Here is a 16,538-nt window from a genome sequence, read left to right on the forward strand (position 1 = left end):
AAAAAAAAGTTTTCCGGGCTTTTTTCATCCGCGTGGCGTCTCGGGCCGTAAGAGGTTGGAAAGACCAGCAAGCCAAGGATCAGGACAGACCATGCCATTTGAAGCCAGCAGCAGCGCCGCACGCAGGATCGCCGTGATCGGTGGCGGGATCTCGGGCATGGGGGCCGCGCACATGCTGGGCGAACAGCACCGTGTCACCCTGATCGAGGCAGAGCCGCGCCTGGGTGGTCATGCGCGGACCCAGCTGGCCGGCAAGGACGGGACGCAGCCTGTCGATACCGGGTTCATCGTGTTCAACTATGCCAATTACCCGCTGCTGACCTCGCTGTTCGATCGGTTGGATGTGCCGGTGGCAAAGTCGGACATGAGCTTTTCGGCCAGCCTGCGTGGCGGGGTAATGGAATACGGGTTGCGCGACCTGCGGGCCGTCTTTGCCCAGAAGCGGAACGCGCTGAACCCACGGTTCCTGGCGATGATCCGGGACATCATGAAGTTCAACTCGCGGGCGCTGGACGCGGCGCGGGATCCTGCCGTCTCGCTTGGCGATTTCCTGGAGAACATGGGGACAGGCGACTGGTTCCGCGACTACTATCTGTTGCCCCTGTCCGGGGCGATCTGGTCGACGCCCACCGACAAGATCCTGGATTTCCCGGCCTATGCGCTGATCCGGTTCTTCGAGAACCACGCCTTGTTGAGCCACACCGGCCAGCACCAGTGGTACACGGTGCAGGGCGGATCGGTGGAATATGTCCGGCGGCTGGGCGCCGCGCTGATGCGCCAGGGGGTGGACCTGCGGCTGGGCGCGCGCGTAGGCGGTGTCCGGCGGACTGCCGCCGGGGTCGAGGTCCGGCTTGAGGGCGGCGAATGGGAGAGCTTTGACGAGGTGGTTTTTGCCACCCATTCGGACGACACGCTGCGGCTTTTGTCGGATGCGCGTCCGGCGGAACGGGCGGCGCTGGAAAGGATCGCCTATCAACCGAACCGGGTGGTGCTGCATTCCGATGCCTCCCTGATGCCGCGCCGCCGGGCCTGCTGGTCGTCCTGGAACTATACCGAGGCGCCCCGGAAAGAGATGAACTGCATCGACCTGACCTATTGGATGAACTGTCTGCAACCCATCCCGCAGGACGATCCGCTGTTCGTGACGCTGAATTCCACCCGTGCGATCCGGGAGGAGCTGATTCATGACGAGGTCACCTTGCGGCACCCGGTCTATGACCTTGGTGCGTTGCAGGCTCAGCGCGAGATCGCGGCGATGAACGGCGAAAGCGGGACATGGTTCTGCGGGGCCTGGATGAAGAACGGCTTTCACGAGGACGGACTGGCCAGCGCAGCGGACGTGGCAGACGCCATCCTCGCCCGGGGACCGGTCAAGGAGGTGGCATGAGCACCGTCGACCTGATCCGGGGCCATTCCTACCACGGGCGCAAGGGCGATGTGGCCAATGCGTTCCGCTATTCGGTGGACTATGTCCTGCTGGATGCGGAGACCGAGGTGCAAGGCCCGCGCCTGTTTTCGCGCAACCGGGGCAATCTGACCACGGTGCAGGACCGGGATCACGGCGGCGCACCGGGAAAGGGGCGCGGCGCGGCCTGGGCGCGCGAGGTGCTGGATGCGCATGGGATCACCTTTGACGGGCCGCTGATGTTGCTGGCGCAGCCGCGGCTGCTGGGCCATGTGTTCAACCCGGTTTCCTTCTGGCTGGCCTACGACCGGGACGCCTTGTGCGCGGTGATTGCCGAGGTCACGAATACCTTTGGCGACCGGCATTCCTATCTTTGCGCCCATGCCGACGGTGCGCCGATCACGCCCCATGACCGGATCAAGGCGCAGAAACTCTTCCATGTCTCGCCGTTCCAGCCCATCGCCGGGGGCTACACCTTTCGTTTCGACATCCGCGCGGATCGCGTCGGTGTCTGGATCGACTTCAGCCATGACAAGGGCGGGGTGATCGCCACGCTTTGCGGGCCGCGTGCACCGCTGACGGACCGCGCCATCCTGCGGTCGGCCCTGCGGCGGCCGTTCGGGGCGCGCCGGGTTCTGGCGCTGATCCACTGGCAGGCCCTGAAACTGTGGTGGAAGGGCGCGCGCTATCGCACCCACCCCGAGCCGCCCGCGCGCGGGGTGAGCGGCGGCCCCGCGCCCGAGGCCATCAGAAAGGCATCGTGATGACTGCACTGCTTTACACCCTTCTGGGCGCCGCGATTGTCCTGGCGCTTGCCCTGCTACGGCAGCGGATGTTCGGCTTTCTGGCACAGAAACCGGCGGACTATGCGAATGACCGCGGCGCGCCGTTCGACGTGCGCACCCATTTGAACGGCCCGCTGATTTGCGAAGGCGTCATCTATGGGCCGACGGGCCGCGTCACCTCTCGTTTCGTCGGAGAATTCGAGGCCCGCTGGGACGGAAACGAGGGCGTCATGGACGAACATTTCCGGTATGAATCCGGCGCCGAGCAACACCGGCAATGGAAGCTGAGGCTTGGCAACGACGGGCGCATCCGTGCCACCGCGCCGGACCTTGTCGGAGAAGGCGAAGGCCAGCAGAGCGGCCCATCGGTGCGGTTGCGCTATCGGATCCGGCTGCCCGAGGACGCGGGCGGCCACGTTCTGGACACGGTCGACTGGATGTACCTGGCGCCGAATGGGACCATCGTGAACCGGTCACAGTTTTGCAAGTTCGGCTTCACCGTCGCCGAGCTGGTCGCCACCATGCGGCCAAAGGAGGTCGCGTGAGAGACTGGAAGGGCAAGCGGTATTGGCTGGTGGGCGCCAGTGAAGGGCTGGGCGCGGCCCTGGCGCGGCGGCTCAGCAAGGCCGGAGTGGAGCTGATCCTGAGCGCGCGCAGCACGGACAGCCTGCAGGCGCTGGCGGATGAGTTGCCGTCACGGGCGCAGGTGGAACCGGTCGACGTGACCGATGCCGAGGCGCTGGAGGCTGTTGCAGAGCGGATCGGAGAGATCGACGGGGTGATCCAGGTGGCGGGCGCCTACTGGCCCTTCGGGGCGCAGGACTGGGACGCGGCAAGGGCCAACACGATGGCGGATGTGAATTTCACCGGGGCAATGCGCCTGGCGGGCGTGGTGGTGCCGCGATTCGTGGCGCGCGACCGGGGGCATTTCGTGCTGACCGGGTCGCTGTCGGGCTATCGCGGGTTGCCGGGGGCGGCGGCCTATGTCTCGTCCAAGGCGGGGGTCTTGGTTCTGGCGCAATCGCTCTATGCCGACCTGCGCAAGACCGGGGTGCAGGTGCAGCTGCTTGTGCCGGGCTATATCCGCACCCGGCTGACCGACAAGAACGATTTTGCCATGCCCTTCATCATGGACCCGGAGAAGGCGGCGGAAATCTGTTTCCGTCACATGTCGGGAAGCGGCTTTCAGCGGGCCTTTCCGCGCGGGTTTTCCTGGCTGTTCCGGGGCAGCCGTTTCCTGCCGGACTGGCTGTACTATCGGCTGTTTGCGTAAGATCAAGGTTTGACTCCTCTTTTCGCGTCATCTCTTGTCGAAGACGCAGAAGGAGACGCGAAATGCAGAACATCAGCCCAAGGAAGGTGGCCGCGGTCATCGTCATGGCGCGCGAGCTGAGCCGCGCCGAGGGCGAGTTGCGCGGTTTGATCGACCGGATGGACGAAGAGGAACAGGCTGCGCTGGTTGCGGTCATGTGGATCGGCCGGGGCGCATTCGACGCCGAGGACTGGGACGAGGCCTATGGCACCGCGCAGGCCGAGGCGACGACGCCGACGGCGGACTACCTGATCGGCACGCCGCACCTGGCCGACAACCTGGAAGCGGGACTGGAGGCCTTTGGCTATGATGCCACCGGTGAGGAAGACGACCTGTTGCGGCGCGGGGCGTGAGGCCAGGCGTTGCCGGGGCGCGCGCTATCTGAGCGCGCGCCCCTTTAGGATGGCCCCGTCGCCGAACCGGGCGCGGATCGCATCCGTGGCACGTTCGGCCTTGGCGCGGGTTTCGGCCTGCGGGTCCAGGAGATCGCCGGACACGTCGGCCTGCGCCTCTGGCACCAGGTCGGAAATGCCTGCCCCTATCAGCCGGTAGGGCTGTCCGGGCGGCATCTGGTCGAACAGCCCGCGCGCGGTGCGATAGATCCGGTCGGCGATTTGCGTGGCGCCGGGCAGGGCGGTGCGGCGCGTCACGATCCGGAAATCCGAGCGGCGCAGTTTCAGCGTCACCACCCGGCCCGCCACGCCCTTGGCCTTGGCCCGGTCAGAGACCTTTTCCGCCATCCGCCAGAGATGCCCGTCGAGGATATCCGCATCGGCGGTATCCTCGTTGAAGGTGGTCTCGTTCGAGATGGATTTCACCGGTGCGTTGCGCGTCACGCGGCGCTTGTCCTCGCCCCTCGCCAGGTGCCAGAGCCTCTCGCCCATCGATCCGAAGCGCGCCGTCAGGTCGCGCTGTTCCCAGCGCAGCAGGTCCTCGAAGGTGCGGATCCCGGCCTTTTCCAGCGCGCCCTGCGTGGCCTGTCCGACGCCCCAGATCAGGCGGATCGGCTTGCGGCGCAGGAATTCCTGCGTCTCGCCCTTGCCGATCACCGCGAACCCGCGCGGCTTGTCGAGGTCGCTGGCGATCTTGGCCAGGAACTTGTTGTGGGAGAGGCCGATGGAGCCGGTCACGCCCAGTTCGGATTTCATCCGGCCCACCAGCCGTGCCAGCATGACGGCGGGCGGGGCGCCGTGCAGGCGCGCGGTGCCGGTGAGGTCAAGAAACGCCTCGTCCAGCGACAGCGGTTCGATTGCCGGGGTCAGTTCTTCCATCATGGCGCGAATCTGTTTCGACACCTCGGCGTAGACGGACATGCGCGGCTTGACGACAACCGCATCGGGGCAGAGGTCCAGCGCCTTGAACATAGGCATGGCCGAGCGCACGCCCCGGATTCTGGCGACATAACAGGCGGTCGAGACGACTCCTCGGCGCCCTCCGCCGATAATAACCGGTTTGTCGGCCAGTTCCGGGTTGTCGCGCTTTTCTACGCTTGCATAAAAGGCATCACAGTCCATGTGGGCAATGGAGAGATCCCATAGTTCGGAATGCGAGATCACCCGCGGCCGCCCGCAGGCCGGGCAGCGGGGGCCGGTTTCGAACTGGGTCAGGCAATCGCGGCACAGACTGGGCATGGCCCCAGTATAATGCGCGGCAGAAAGGGGCGCCATGAGTGATCCGAGACAACAGTTCGCGGGCGCCAAGCTGATGCTCTTTGCAGGGGCGGAGCTGATCGTTTTGCGGCGTGATCGAAAGCCGTCAATTCCCTGGCCCGGCTACCTGGATTTTCCCGGCGGCGAACGCGACGGGGCGGAAACCCCCGAGGCCTGCGTCCTGCGCGAAACGCAGGAGGAACTGGGGCTGACGCTGGCGGAAACCGATCTGCACAAGGCGCATCTGCGCGACGACGCGGGCAAGGTGAACTGGTTCTTCGCGGCGCATCTGCCCAAGGGTATCGTCGATGACGTGGTCTTTGGCGACGAGGGCGAGGAATGGCTGGTGATGCCGCCGGCGGATTTCATCGACTCCGACGAGGTGATTCCGCACTTCCGCGATATCCTGAGGGTATACCTGGAAAAAAGGCCGGGACCCGCAAACTGACGCGGGCCCCGGCAGGACGCCGCCGCACCCGAGGGACAAGGGGCGCGGCGGTGCGGCTCATACAGGCGTGTAAAGAGCCGAACCCGAGGGATGGGGGCAGATCAGGCGGCGGTTGGCATCTCGACGGCCGGCAGGCGCAGGTGCAGCCGTTCGGGCGTGCCCAGCGACAGGCGCGCGCGCATCCAGAGGCCACGCGCGGCCTCTTCGAAATCGGTGGTGACGGGCGCCGCGTATTGGCTGGCGACGCGCAGAAGGCCTTGCGGGGTGACGACGGTGACCAGGGCCTCGAAGCATTGTTCGGCGGCGTTGTAACGCACCTGGTCGATGCGGGGGGTCCACGTGCTCATTTCGGTCTCCTAACCTCATGACCTTTTGTCTGGCCCGGTTTTTCCGGCCTTTGGAAAGAGGTAGGGAGAGGATCGCCGGGTTTCATCTGGCCGACAGGTCAGGAATACCCCCGGTGCAGGGTATTTTTCGCGGATTTTCGCCGGTTTGTCGGGGTTTGCGCGCCGGTTTGCCGGTGTCCGAAAGGCGCGGGAACGCCTTTTCTGCCCATGCGTTGTCACGTGGTGCGCGCGCTGCGCGTTCCCGGCACAAGTCCCGCGTCAACCTGTTGCCGTGTCTTGCCGGCGCTCCGCGATGCCGCGCGCAGTATCAGTTCGCGCGTTGTGCCTGCGGTGACGCCATTTCCGACAGGATCGCCTGAGCCGCGGCGCGGGGATCGGGCGCGCGGTGGATCGGGCGGCCGACAACGATATGGTCGGCGCCGTCGTGGATGGCCTGCGCCGGAGTTGCGATGCGTTTCTGATCGCCGACATCCGCGCCTGCGGGCCGCACACCCGGCGTCACGATCAGACGGCCCTCGGACTGGGGCAGGGCGCGGACCAGCGCCGCCTCGTTCGGAGAGCAGATGATGCCGTCGGCCCCGGCCTCGAACGCGCGGCCGGCGCGGGTCTGCACCAGATCGGGGATCGACCCCTCGGCGATCATGGCAGCGTCCAGGTCACTGCGGTCGAGCGAGGTCAGGATCGTGACGGCCAGGATCTTCGTGTTCGACCCTGCCGCCCCCTCCTTGGCGGCGCGCACCACGTTCGGGTCGCCGTGGACGGTCAGGAAGTCCAGGTCGAACTGGGCCACGCCACGCACCGCGGCCTCGATCGTGGCGCCGATGTCGAACAGCTTGAGGTCGAGGAAGATGCGCTTGCCGTGCTCCCCCTTCAGCTCGTTGGCCAGCGCCATCCCGCCGCCGGTGAGCATCCCCAGCCCGATCTTGTAGAAAGAGACCGCATCGCCGAGGCGGTCGACAAGGTCGAGCCCTTCGATCACGTTCGGGACATCAAGGGCGACGATCAGGCGGTCATCGGACATGGGGCGGGCTCCTGCTCTGGGGTTCGGGATCACATGAAAGCCCTTGCACACAAGGTCAAGGTGGCGCGCGTTGCTTTTTTGCAACGTCGCTCACTTGAACAGATCGTGAGCCGCGACCATCTTGGAAGCGAGGCCCCGAAACGCCCGCGTGCTGCATGGCCAGGCGCGACGCAATTCAAGGGGCGCTTGATGGAAGGAGACAGATATGAACTTGGAGAAGTTCACGGAACGTGCGCGCGGATTCATTCAGGCCGCGCAGACAGTTGCGATGCGGGAAAGCCACCAGAAGCTGGCCCCGGAACACCTGCTCAAGGCCCTGCTGGACGACGAAGAGGGGATGGCGTCGAACTTGATCGCCGCCTCTGGCGGTGAGCCCGCACGCGTGGTGCAGGTGCTGGACACCAAGCTGGCCAAGATTCCCAAGGTTTCGGGCGATGCCGGGCAGGTCTACCTGGATTCGGCCACCGGCAAGGTGCTGGACGAGGCCGAGAAACTGGCGAGCAAGGCCGGTGACAGCTACGTGCCTGTCGAGCGGATGCTGACCGCGCTGGCGATGGTCCGCAGCCCCGCGAAAGAGGCGCTGGAGGCCGGCAAGGTCACGCCGCAAAAGCTGAACGAGGCGATCAACGACGTGCGCAAGGGGCGCACGGCGGATACCGCGAACGCCGAGGACAGCTATGAGGCATTGAAGAAATACACGCTGGACCTGACCGAGCGCGCCCGTGAAGGCAAGATTGACCCGATCATCGGCCGCGACGACGAGATCCGGCGCACGATGCAGGTGCTGTCCCGCCGGACCAAGAACAACCCGGTCCTGATCGGTGAACCGGGCGTCGGCAAGACCGCGATCGCCGAGGGCCTGGCCCTGCGGATCGTGAACGGTGACGTTCCGGAAAGCCTTAAGAACAAGCGCCTGCTGGCGCTGGACATGGGGGCGCTGATTGCCGGGGCGAAGTATCGCGGCGAGTTCGAGGAGCGGTTGAAGAGCATCCTGTCCGAAGTGACGTCGGCAGCGGGTGAAATCGTGCTGTTCATCGACGAGATGCACACGCTGGTCGGTGCGGGCAAGGCGGACGGGGCGATGGATGCCTCGAACCTGCTGAAACCGGCGCTGGCGCGGGGTGAACTGCACTGTGTCGGTGCCACCACGCTGGACGAGTACCGCAAGCACGTCGAGAAGGACGCGGCCCTTGCGCGGCGGTTCCAGCCGGTCATGGTCGAGGAACCGACGGTCGAGGACACGGTGTCGATCCTGCGCGGCATCAAGGAAAAGTACGAGTTGCACCACGGCGTGCGGATCTCGGACTCGGCGCTTGTGACCTCGGCGACGCTGTCGCATCGCTATATCACCGACCGTTTCCTGCCGGACAAGGCCATCGACCTGATGGACGAGGCCGCCAGCCGCCTGCGGATGGAGGTGGATAGCAAACCCGAGGAGCTGGACGCTCTGGACCGTGACATCCTGCAAAAGCAGATCGAGGTCGAGGCGCTGCGGCTGGAAGACGACCAGGCTTCCAAGGACCGGCTGGCCAAGCTGGAAAAGGACTTGTCCGAACTGCAACAGCAATCGGCCGAGATGACCTCGCGCTGGCAGGCGGAGCGTGACAAGCTGGCCTCGGCCCGCAACCTCAAGGAGGAGCTGGACCACCTGCGCGTGGAACTGGAGACCGCAAAGCGCGACGGCAACTTTGCCCGCGCCGGTGAACTGCAGTACGGGCGCATCCCCGAGATCGAGCGCAAGCTGAACGAGGCGGAAGGCGCCGAAGACGATGTCATGGTCGAGGAAGCGGTCCTGCCCGAACATATCGCCAGTGTTGTCGAACGCTGGACGGGTATTCCTACCTCGAAAATGCTGGAGGGTGACCGCGAAAAGCTGCTTCGGATGGAGGGCGAGCTGCACAAGCGGGTTGTCGGCCAGTCGCAGGCGGTTACGGCGGTGGCCAATGCCGTCCGTCGGGCGCGCGCGGGTCTGAACGACGAGAACCGGCCGCTGGGGTCCTTCCTGTTCCTTGGCCCGACCGGCGTTGGCAAGACCGAGCTGACCAAGGCGGTGGCGGATTTCCTCTTTGACGACGACAGCGCGATGGTCCGCATCGACATGTCCGAGTTCATGGAGAAACATGCCGTGGCCCGCCTGATCGGTGCGCCTCCGGGCTATGTCGGCTACGACGAAGGCGGTGTCCTGACCGAAGCCGTGCGGCGGCGGCCCTACCAGGTGGTGCTGTTCGACGAGGTCGAAAAGGCGCATCCGGACGTGTTCAACGTGCTGCTTCAGGTGCTGGACGATGGTGTGCTGACCGATGGCCAGGGCCGGACCGTGGACTTCAAGCAGACGTTGATCGTGCTGACCTCGAACCTGGGCAGCCAGGCGCTATCGCAGTTGCCCGAAGGCGCGGATTCCAGCCAGGCCCGGCGCGACGTGATGGACGCTGTGCGCGCCCATTTCCGGCCCGAGTTCCTGAACCGCCTCGATGAGACCATCATCTTTGACCGCCTCAAGCGCGAGGACATGTCGGGGATCGTGGACATCCAGCTGTCCCGCCTGCTGAAACGGCTGGCGGCGCGCAAGATCCGGCTGGAACTGGACGATGACGCGCGGACATGGCTGGCGGACGAAGGCTATGATCCGGTGTTCGGTGCGCGCCCGCTCAAGCGGGTGATCCAGCGGGCGCTGCAGGATCCGCTGGCCGAGATGCTGCTGGCGGGCGACGTGGCGGACGGTGACGTGGTGGTCGTCTCTGCCGGGGCCGATGGCCTGATCATCGGCGACCGGGTCGGCGCCACGAACCGGCCCAAGCCGGACGATGCCGTCGTCCACTGACCCTTTGCGGCACGGATGCGGAAAGGCGGGGTCTCCCCCGCCTTTTTCGTGTCCGCGCGTGAACGGCCCGGCCATCGTTTCGTGGGGCTGGTGACACAGCCCGGTTCACCAGCCCTCGCGGCGCCTGGTACCGAAATCGGAAGGGCGCGCCGTCAGGACGTTTCCATGTTGAGCGGGTTGTCGATGAGCTTGCGCCACCCGTCGACGACCTTCTTGCGGTCGGGCAGGCTTTTTTCCAGTTCCGCCAGCACCTGTTCCTGGTAGGCCGCCATCGCTTTCATCACGTCCGCCTTGCTGCTGCCGGGCACGGGGATGTACTTGCCATCCTTGTCGTTGGTGTATTCGTACTTGATCCGGTTCAGATGCTTGTCGGGGTCGACCGCCTCATCGGCGTAATACCCGATAAAGTAGTGATGGCGGAATACGACGTGATGCTCTGCGCCATAGACCACGCGGCTCTTCCGCTTTTCGCGGATCTTTTCCCAGACGGCATCGGCGTGGTCCGCGTATTGCTTGGCATATTTCGCGACCGAGCCTGTCTTGGGGACGCCATAGCTCGACTTCAGCGGATTGAAATTCTCATCCCTGTTGGTGGGATCGACATTGGCGATCTCCTGCAGGATCGACAGGTGCATCCCCGCTCCAAGCAGGAAGACCGGGAAACAGGCCAATTGATATTTTTCATCCATCAGCGTCCCCAGCATTCCGTTCGTACCGATGAAGAAGGTGTTGGAGTAGTCGTGCAGATGGTAATCGAAGAGGTTCTTGCGGTCCTGCTGGACCCGAAGGTCCGATTGCAGGCGGGCCGGCGCGTAGACGTTGTTCAACTCGTTGCGCAGGGCAACGAAGGTGCCCGCGATTTCGTCGATGGTCTGCTGCTTCAGCTCTTGTTGCATCAGTTTTTGCATGCCCTCGAAATAGGCGTCGAGGGTCGATTTCTTGTCGTCCGGGAACAGCGCCCCGAGAATGGTGTCGATGATCGCGCCGGCAATCGCCCCTGCGATGACGCCGCCTGCCATCTGGGTCAGGTTGCCGCTGATCGCCTTGAGCGCGTCCTTGGCCATCTGGTCGGCCAGTTTCTTGGCCACGTCCACGGCGATGCTGTGCGGCAGAGAGGCCGCGGCCAGAACCATCACGGGGGGCTCGATCAGGCCCAGTTGATCATCGACCGGCTCTGCCGCCGCCGCGCTGTCAAAGCGCAAGGCGCCGGTTTGCGCGTCCACGACGACGTTGCGAAAGATGTATAGCAGGCGGGCCATCGAGGTTTGCCGGTCGACGAACACCGTTCCCGGCGGAAACACCTCCCAGGGTTCGGACAGAAAGGCAAAGCGTTCGTGAACCAGGGTTTCGCCGGGGAGCATGGGCGACTCGGCATTCAACTCGTCTATGGCGCAGCGAACGCGCAGTTTAAGCATCGTGTCATCGGATTGCGACAGCACCGGATGCTCATAGCTGAGCGGAACGTCCGAAGCGTCGACATAGGCCCCTTCGGCATCGACGACAGTTAGCCCAGGATCGCCCAGGGCGTCGAACCCGGCCTTCAGTTTCTGGATGGTATAGGTTTCTCGGTCCACACCGTTTTCGACGGAGGCAACCATCGTGCTGATGGACGCGCGCACGGTGGGTTCTGCAAACATGGGCATAAGTGATCCTGGTCAATGGATTGGTCTGATCGGAAGGGTGGCAAACCGAAAGCCTGCCTTATAAGGTGAGCTTGATCAAATCATTTCTACCCAAGGTGTATTTGGCGCAAGTGTATCCGCGTATGTGGGCCGATCTAAAGACCGTGTCGCAACGCCCGCCAGAGTGATTTGGCGCGCGGACCTCTGCCCGGCAGCGATTGGAGTTGTGCCGCAGAGGGCGATGCCCGGGGCATTCAAGCGTGGCTTTGGAAGATGTGTCTGAAACGAAGCTGGCAAAAAAACAGGCCCGCGCGAGGGCGCGGGCCTGTTAGATCCGTGTCGAGCGGGCCTTACATGCCCGGCATGATCACCTTGTCGATGACGTGGATAACGCCGTTCGAGGCCTCGATGTCGGCGGTCACGACACTGGCATCGTTGACCATCACGCCATCGTCGAGGTCGATTGTGATTTCCGATCCTTCGACGGTTTTCGCCATCATGTCATCGCTGAGATCGGTCGACATGACCTTGCCCGCCACAACGTGGTAGGTGAGGATCGCGGTCAGCTGATCCTTGTTTTCGGGCTTCAGCAGATCCTCGACCGTGCCTTCGGGCAGGGCGGCAAAGGCTGCGTCGGTCGGGGCGAACACGGTCAGGGGGCCGTCACCCTTGAGCGTGTCGACAAGGCCCGCCGCAGTGGCTGCCGCCAGCAGGGTTTCAAAGCTGCCTGCCTCTTTGGCGGTATCGACGATGTCCATCGAATGGCCGCCGGCAAAGGCCGGAGCGGCAAAGGCGAGAGCGGTCGTGGCGGCAAGGAACGTTCTACGGATCATGGAAATCCTCCATTGGTTTCGCAGTTGCGATGTGTCCGTCACATCGAAAAGGTCTACGGGAGGAATGGCGTACTGGATGAGGCGGAATTTCTGTGCGCGCGGCTTGACGACCGCGGGTCGGCACCTAAGCCAGAGGCACGGCGCGTTTCCAATTACATCTTTGTGAATTGGGGCGGCGATTTTTCCGGTGATCCGGCCGAAAATGCAGGAAACGGCGCCAGCGCGACGGTCCGTTTCCCACTGCCTGTATCCTGATGGATGTACGGGTCGGATCGGGGGGCGCTCAGTCCAGACCGATGGCCGACCGGGCGATGCCGTCGAGCAGGGCCTCGACCTTTTTCATTTCGCCTTCGGGAAATTCGCGGAAACCGATTGTCGTGGTGTCCGGGGTCTCCGGTCGGACGATGACGAAGATGTCGTAAGGGCAGAAGACCACGTTCATCGGGTCCGCCTCCATCACCTCGCGGCTGATCTTGGCCGAGCAAAAGCTGAAGATGTCCGCGTTGGTAAAGATGGTGACGTCCGATCCCACGTCCGCCTTGGTCCGCTCCAGCATGGCGCCGGTGTGACTGACCGCGTCGATCACCAAGCCTTCGTCGAGGATCGCGTTTTCCAGACCAAAGACGACATCGTCGAAACTCTGGTCGGTGTCGTAGCTGATGATGCCCTGTGCCATCGCTCCGCTCGCCACGAGTGCGAGCGCGGCGGCGCTGATGAAGTGTCTCATGCTCTCTCCCTTTCACGAATTACGCAGACGGGCTGCCATTCGTCTGTGATGGTGGCAGAGTATCGATTGAAAAACAGCATGACCTTGAGACAGATCAACACATTCAGGGGGTAGAATATGGAATACGCGATGGCCGCGCTGCAATATCTGGCGCTTTTCTTCGTCTTCATGATCGGCGTGGGCGTGGCGCTTGTCATCGTGATGTATGTCATCGACAAGACGCAGACCGGGGACGCGATCCGTCGCAACTACCCGGTGATCGGGCGGTTCCGCGCCCTGTTCACCGAGCTGGGAGAATTCTTTCGCCAGTATTTCTTCGCGATGGACCGCGAGGAGATGCCATTCAACCGCGCGCAACGCAACTGGATCTACAATGCCAGTTCCAGCAAGGGGAACACCGTCGCCTTTGGCTCGACCCGGAATCTGAACGTGCCGGGGACACCGATCTTCATGAACGCGGTCTTTCCGCCGCTGGACGATCAATATGCCTCGACCGAGCCGATGATGATCGGGCCCTATTGCCGGGAACCCTACCTGGCGCCCTCGATCTACAATATCTCGGGCATGTCCTACGGCGCGATCTCGAAACCGGCGGTGCAGGCGCTCAGCCGGGGGGCCAAGCAGGCCGGGGTCTGGCTGAACACCGGCGAAGGGGGGATGTCGCCCTATCACCTGGAGGGCGGTTGCGACATCGTCTACCAGATCGGCACCGCCAAGTTCGGCGTGCGCGACCAGGACGGCAACCTGAGCGATGCCAAGCTGAAGGAAGTTGCCGCCAATCCGAACGTCAGGATGTTCGAGATCAAGCTGAGCCAGGGCGCCAAGCCGGGCAAGGGTGGCATCCTGCCGGCGGCCAAGATCGACGAAGAAGTCGCCGCCATTCGCGGCGTGCCTATGGGCAAGGACGCGATATCGCCCAACCGTCACCGCGAGGTGGATGATTTCGACGGGCTGCTGGACCTGATCGCCCACATCCGCGAGGTCACGGGCAAGCCGGTCGGATTCAAGACCTGCATGGGGTCGGCCGACCCGTGGTTTGCCTTCTTCAAGAAAATCAAGGAACGCGGCGAGGAACACGCGCCCGATTTCATCACCGTCGACGGGGGCGAGGGCGGCACCGGCGCGGCGCCGCTGCCGTTGATCGACCTCGTGGGCCTGCCCCTGCGCGAGGCGCTGATCCGCATGGTGGATCTGCGCGACCTGGCCGGGCTGCACGACCGCATCCGGATCGTGGCCAGCGGCAAGCTGGTCAATCCCGGCGACGTGGCCTGGGCCATCTGCCTGGGCGCGGATTTCGTGACCTCGGCGCGGGGGTTCATGTTCTCGCTGGGCTGTATCCAGGCGCTGAAGTGCAACAAGAACACCTGCCCGACTGGGATCACTACTCACATCCCCTCTTTGCAAAAGGGGCTGGTGGTCTCCGAGAAGGACAAGCGCGTCGCGGCCTATGCCAAGGCGGTCATCAAGGAGATCGAGACCATCGCCCATTCCGTCGGCGTGGGCGAGCCGCGCCAGATGCGGCGTCGGCATGTGCGGGTGGTCAAGGATGACGGCTCGTCCGTGCAGATGAACGAGATCTACCCCTCGGTCCGGCTGGGCGACGATGGCGCCGCCGGGAACCGCATGTTCGAAGAGGCCATTCGCCGGATGCAGGTGGACGCAAGGGCGCCGTGATCGCAAGCGCGGGCGGCTCTCCTCCCGTCTGCCCGCGATAGGGCTGTCTGTGATATGCTGCGGACGGTTCCAGCGTGATTTTTTGACCTAAGCCTTTTCATCCTTGGGGGGGAGACATGGACGACCAGCATTTCGAACAGGCCGAAGAGGGGCTTGATCCCGCGGATTGGAATGTTCTGTGGGACGTGGCGCATCGGATCGTGGATGACGCACTTGCCCATGTCCGCGACGTGCGCGACCGGCCTCTCTGGGCCGAGATGCCGGAGGAGGTGCGCCAGAGTTATGCCGCGCCCCTGCCGGTCGACCCGCAACCGCTGGCCGACATTTACGGGGAAGTGCAGGAGAACCTGTTGCCTTACCCGATGGGCAACATCCATCCGCGGTTCTGGATGTGGTACATGGGATCGGGCAGTTTCAGCGGCGCGCTGGCAGAGTTCCTCTCTGCGATCGACGGCTCCAACCTTGGCGGCGGCAACAATGCCGCCGCCCTGATGGACCTGCAGGTCGTGGACTGGCTGAAACAGATGATGGGTTTTCCCGAGACCGCCAGCGGCACGCTGGTCAGCGGCGGATCGATGGCCAATATCATCGGGCTGACGGCGGCGCGCAATGCGATGGCGGGTGTGGATGTCCGAGAAGAGGGAATCGCGGCAATTGCCCAGCCGCTGCGCTTTTACGGGTCCGACCAGTTGCACAGTTGTCACCAGAAGGCGGTGGAACTGCTGGGCCTGGGCAATCGGGCGCTGCGGCGGGTGCCGTCGGATCGCAACCTGCGGATGGACATGGGGGCGCTGCGCGAACTGATCGCCGAGGACCGCGCCAAGGGGTATCGCCCGGCCTGCGTCATCGCCACCGCCGGGTCGGTCAACACGGGCGCCATCGACGACCTGCCGGCCATCCGCGCGCTGTGTGACGACGAAGGGCTGTGGTTCCATGTCGACGGCTGCATCGGGGCGCTGATCGCGATTGCGCCTGGCAACCGGGACTTGGTGCGCGGGCTGGAGACGGCGGACTCGTTGGCGCTTGACCCGCATAAATGGCTGCATGTGCCCTTCGAGGCGGGCTGTGCGCTGATCCGGGATGCCGACCGTCATCGCCAGACCTTTGCCGTGCACCCCGAATACCTGGAGGAAAAGCCCCGAGGTATCGCGGCGACGGAATACCTGCATGACTACAATCTTCAGACCTCGCGCGGCTTTCGCGCCCTAAAGGTCTGGCTGACGCTCAAGGAGCATGGGGTCGAGAAGTTCGGCCGCCTGATCGATCAGAACATCGCGCAGGCGGCCTATCTCGCCGCCCGGATAGAAGAGGTGCCGCACCTCGAACTGATGGCGCCGGTGACGATCAACATCGTCTGTTTCCGGTACAAGGCGCCGGGACTTGCTGATGCGAGCCTTCGCGAGCTGAACACGGAGATCATGTTGCGGATGCAGGAGACGGGCATCGCCGCCCTTTCCGATACCACCGTCGCCGGGCGTCATTGCCTGCGGGTGGCGATCTGCAATCACCGCACACGGCGCGCCGACCTCGATCTTCTGGTCGAGGAGATCTGCCGGATTGGTGGGGAGCTGGAGGCCTGACGCCTGTCACCAGTGCTTGGCGTGTTACATCCGCGTGACGCCAACGTGAGAGATCGTTTGTTTGGGCAAAAGCGTGCATCGCCTATCTTCAGTTCAACAGAGCACCCTTGGAGGACACATGGCCAACCGCTGGACAAACAAGCTTAGCCGTTCCGACGTCACGCCGGAACCGATCTTCATGAACCGTCGTCGCGTGCTGGCGGGGCTGGGTCTTGGCGCCGGCGCGGCAGCGGGTGGTGGCGCACTGCTGGGGGGCATGCCGTCCGCGGCCCTGGCGCAGGACGCGCTGGAGCCCAATGCCTTCGAGGACATCA

General features: G+C 64.2%; 16 protein-coding genes (1 of these 16 running past the window's edge). 10 read left to right on the forward strand and 6 right to left on the reverse strand.

Going from position 1 to position 16,538, the window contains the following annotated elements:
* The first annotated feature begins 91 nt into the window (after positions 1 to 91).
* The 5 genes from ACQY5B_RS24505 to ACQY5B_RS24525 all read left to right on the forward strand — a co-directional run bounded on the left by ACQY5B_RS24505 (position 92) and on the right by ACQY5B_RS24525 (position 3,855).
* Entirely contained in the window at positions 92 to 1,387 is a 1,296-nt protein-coding gene (locus ACQY5B_RS24505; protein WP_420326930.1) for an NAD(P)/FAD-dependent oxidoreductase, read from the forward strand.
* Positions 1,384 to 2,169, forward strand: a complete 786-nt coding sequence (locus ACQY5B_RS24510; RefSeq protein WP_420326929.1) for a DUF1365 domain-containing protein — start codon at positions 1,384 to 1,386, stop codon at positions 2,167 to 2,169. Before ACQY5B_RS24505 ends, ACQY5B_RS24510 begins: the two co-directional genes overlap by 4 nt.
* Entirely contained in the window at positions 2,169 to 2,735 is a 567-nt protein-coding gene (locus tag ACQY5B_RS24515) for a DUF3833 domain-containing protein (protein ID WP_420326928.1), read from the forward strand. Before ACQY5B_RS24510 ends, ACQY5B_RS24515 begins: the two co-directional genes overlap by 1 nt.
* Complete coding sequence (locus ACQY5B_RS24520) at positions 2,732 to 3,463, forward strand: SDR family NAD(P)-dependent oxidoreductase (protein ID WP_420326927.1); 732 nt, start codon at positions 2,732 to 2,734, stop codon at positions 3,461 to 3,463. The genes ACQY5B_RS24515 and ACQY5B_RS24520 overlap by 4 nt, the downstream gene beginning before the upstream one ends.
* Before the next feature lie 62 nt (positions 3,464 to 3,525).
* Entirely contained in the window at positions 3,526 to 3,855 is a 330-nt protein-coding gene (locus tag ACQY5B_RS24525; RefSeq protein WP_420326926.1) for a DUF3775 domain-containing protein, read from the forward strand.
* A gap of 24 nt (positions 3,856 to 3,879) precedes the next feature.
* Here the strand turns inward: ACQY5B_RS24525 and ACQY5B_RS24530 are convergent, their stop codons facing one another.
* On the reverse strand, positions 3,880 to 5,133 hold the full coding sequence (locus ACQY5B_RS24530; protein WP_420328570.1) for a DNA polymerase IV: 1,254 nt from the start codon (positions 5,131 to 5,133) through the stop codon (positions 3,880 to 3,882).
* Positions 5,134 to 5,167: 34 nt separating this feature from the next.
* Here ACQY5B_RS24530 and ACQY5B_RS24535 point away from each other — a divergent pair, with 34 nt between their 5' ends.
* Positions 5,168 to 5,599 carry an NUDIX domain-containing protein gene (locus tag ACQY5B_RS24535; protein ID WP_305970230.1) on the forward strand — a complete coding sequence of 144 codons (432 nt, stop codon included), beginning with the start codon at positions 5,168 to 5,170 and terminating at the stop codon, positions 5,597 to 5,599.
* Between the two features lie 101 nt (positions 5,600 to 5,700).
* Here the strand turns inward: ACQY5B_RS24535 and ACQY5B_RS24540 are convergent, their stop codons facing one another.
* Both ACQY5B_RS24540 and pyrF read right to left on the reverse strand, forming a co-directional pair.
* A complete protein-coding gene (locus ACQY5B_RS24540) occupies positions 5,701 to 5,946 on the reverse strand; it encodes a hypothetical protein (protein WP_420326925.1) in 246 nt (81 codons plus the stop codon).
* 307 nt (positions 5,947 to 6,253) lie between these two features.
* The gene (gene pyrF / locus ACQY5B_RS24545; RefSeq protein WP_420326924.1) at positions 6,254 to 6,967 is read right to left on the reverse strand and encodes an orotidine-5'-phosphate decarboxylase; all 714 of its coding nucleotides are present in this window, start codon (positions 6,965 to 6,967) and stop codon (positions 6,254 to 6,256) included.
* Positions 6,968 to 7,172: 205 nt separating this feature from the next.
* On the opposite strand from pyrF, the gene clpB reads away from it, so the two are divergent.
* Positions 7,173 to 9,788, forward strand: coding sequence for an ATP-dependent chaperone ClpB (gene clpB, locus ACQY5B_RS24550; protein ID WP_305970232.1), 2,616 nt, complete (start codon positions 7,173 to 7,175; stop codon positions 9,786 to 9,788).
* A gap of 152 nt (positions 9,789 to 9,940) precedes the next feature.
* Here clpB and ACQY5B_RS24555 read toward each other — a convergent pair whose 3' ends face one another.
* From ACQY5B_RS24555 to ACQY5B_RS24565, 3 genes are all read right to left on the reverse strand, one after another.
* Complete coding sequence (locus tag ACQY5B_RS24555; RefSeq protein WP_420326923.1) at positions 9,941 to 11,425, reverse strand: insecticidal delta-endotoxin domain-containing protein; 1,485 nt, start codon at positions 11,423 to 11,425, stop codon at positions 9,941 to 9,943.
* Between the two features lie 335 nt (positions 11,426 to 11,760).
* The gene (locus tag ACQY5B_RS24560) at positions 11,761 to 12,243 is read right to left on the reverse strand and encodes a fasciclin domain-containing protein (RefSeq protein ID WP_420326922.1); all 483 of its coding nucleotides are present in this window, start codon (positions 12,241 to 12,243) and stop codon (positions 11,761 to 11,763) included.
* A 283-nt stretch (positions 12,244 to 12,526) separates the two neighbouring features.
* Positions 12,527 to 12,970 (reverse strand): DUF302 domain-containing protein, encoded by a 444-nt coding sequence (locus tag ACQY5B_RS24565; RefSeq protein ID WP_420326921.1) that lies wholly within the window; start codon positions 12,968 to 12,970, stop codon positions 12,527 to 12,529.
* Positions 12,971 to 13,087: 117 nt separating this feature from the next.
* On the opposite strand from ACQY5B_RS24565, the gene ACQY5B_RS24570 reads away from it, so the two are divergent.
* The 3 genes from ACQY5B_RS24570 to msrP form a co-directional block, all read left to right on the forward strand.
* A complete protein-coding gene (locus ACQY5B_RS24570) occupies positions 13,088 to 14,644 on the forward strand; it encodes an FMN-binding glutamate synthase family protein (RefSeq protein WP_305970236.1) in 1,557 nt (518 codons plus the stop codon).
* A 116-nt stretch (positions 14,645 to 14,760) separates the two neighbouring features.
* Entirely contained in the window at positions 14,761 to 16,224 is a 1,464-nt protein-coding gene (locus ACQY5B_RS24575; protein WP_420326920.1) for a pyridoxal phosphate-dependent decarboxylase family protein, read from the forward strand.
* A gap of 118 nt (positions 16,225 to 16,342) precedes the next feature.
* Positions 16,343 to 16,538, forward strand: the 5' portion of a protein-coding gene (gene msrP, locus ACQY5B_RS24580) for a protein-methionine-sulfoxide reductase catalytic subunit MsrP (protein ID WP_420326919.1). Its footprint extends 734 nt past the window's final position; 196 of the gene's 930 nt are visible here — the first part of the coding sequence; its start codon is at positions 16,343 to 16,345; the stop codon falls past the right edge of the window.

It is taken from the genome of Antarctobacter sp. (assembly GCF_965277915.1).
Taxonomy (GTDB): Bacteria; Pseudomonadota; Alphaproteobacteria; order Rhodobacterales; family Rhodobacteraceae; genus Antarctobacter.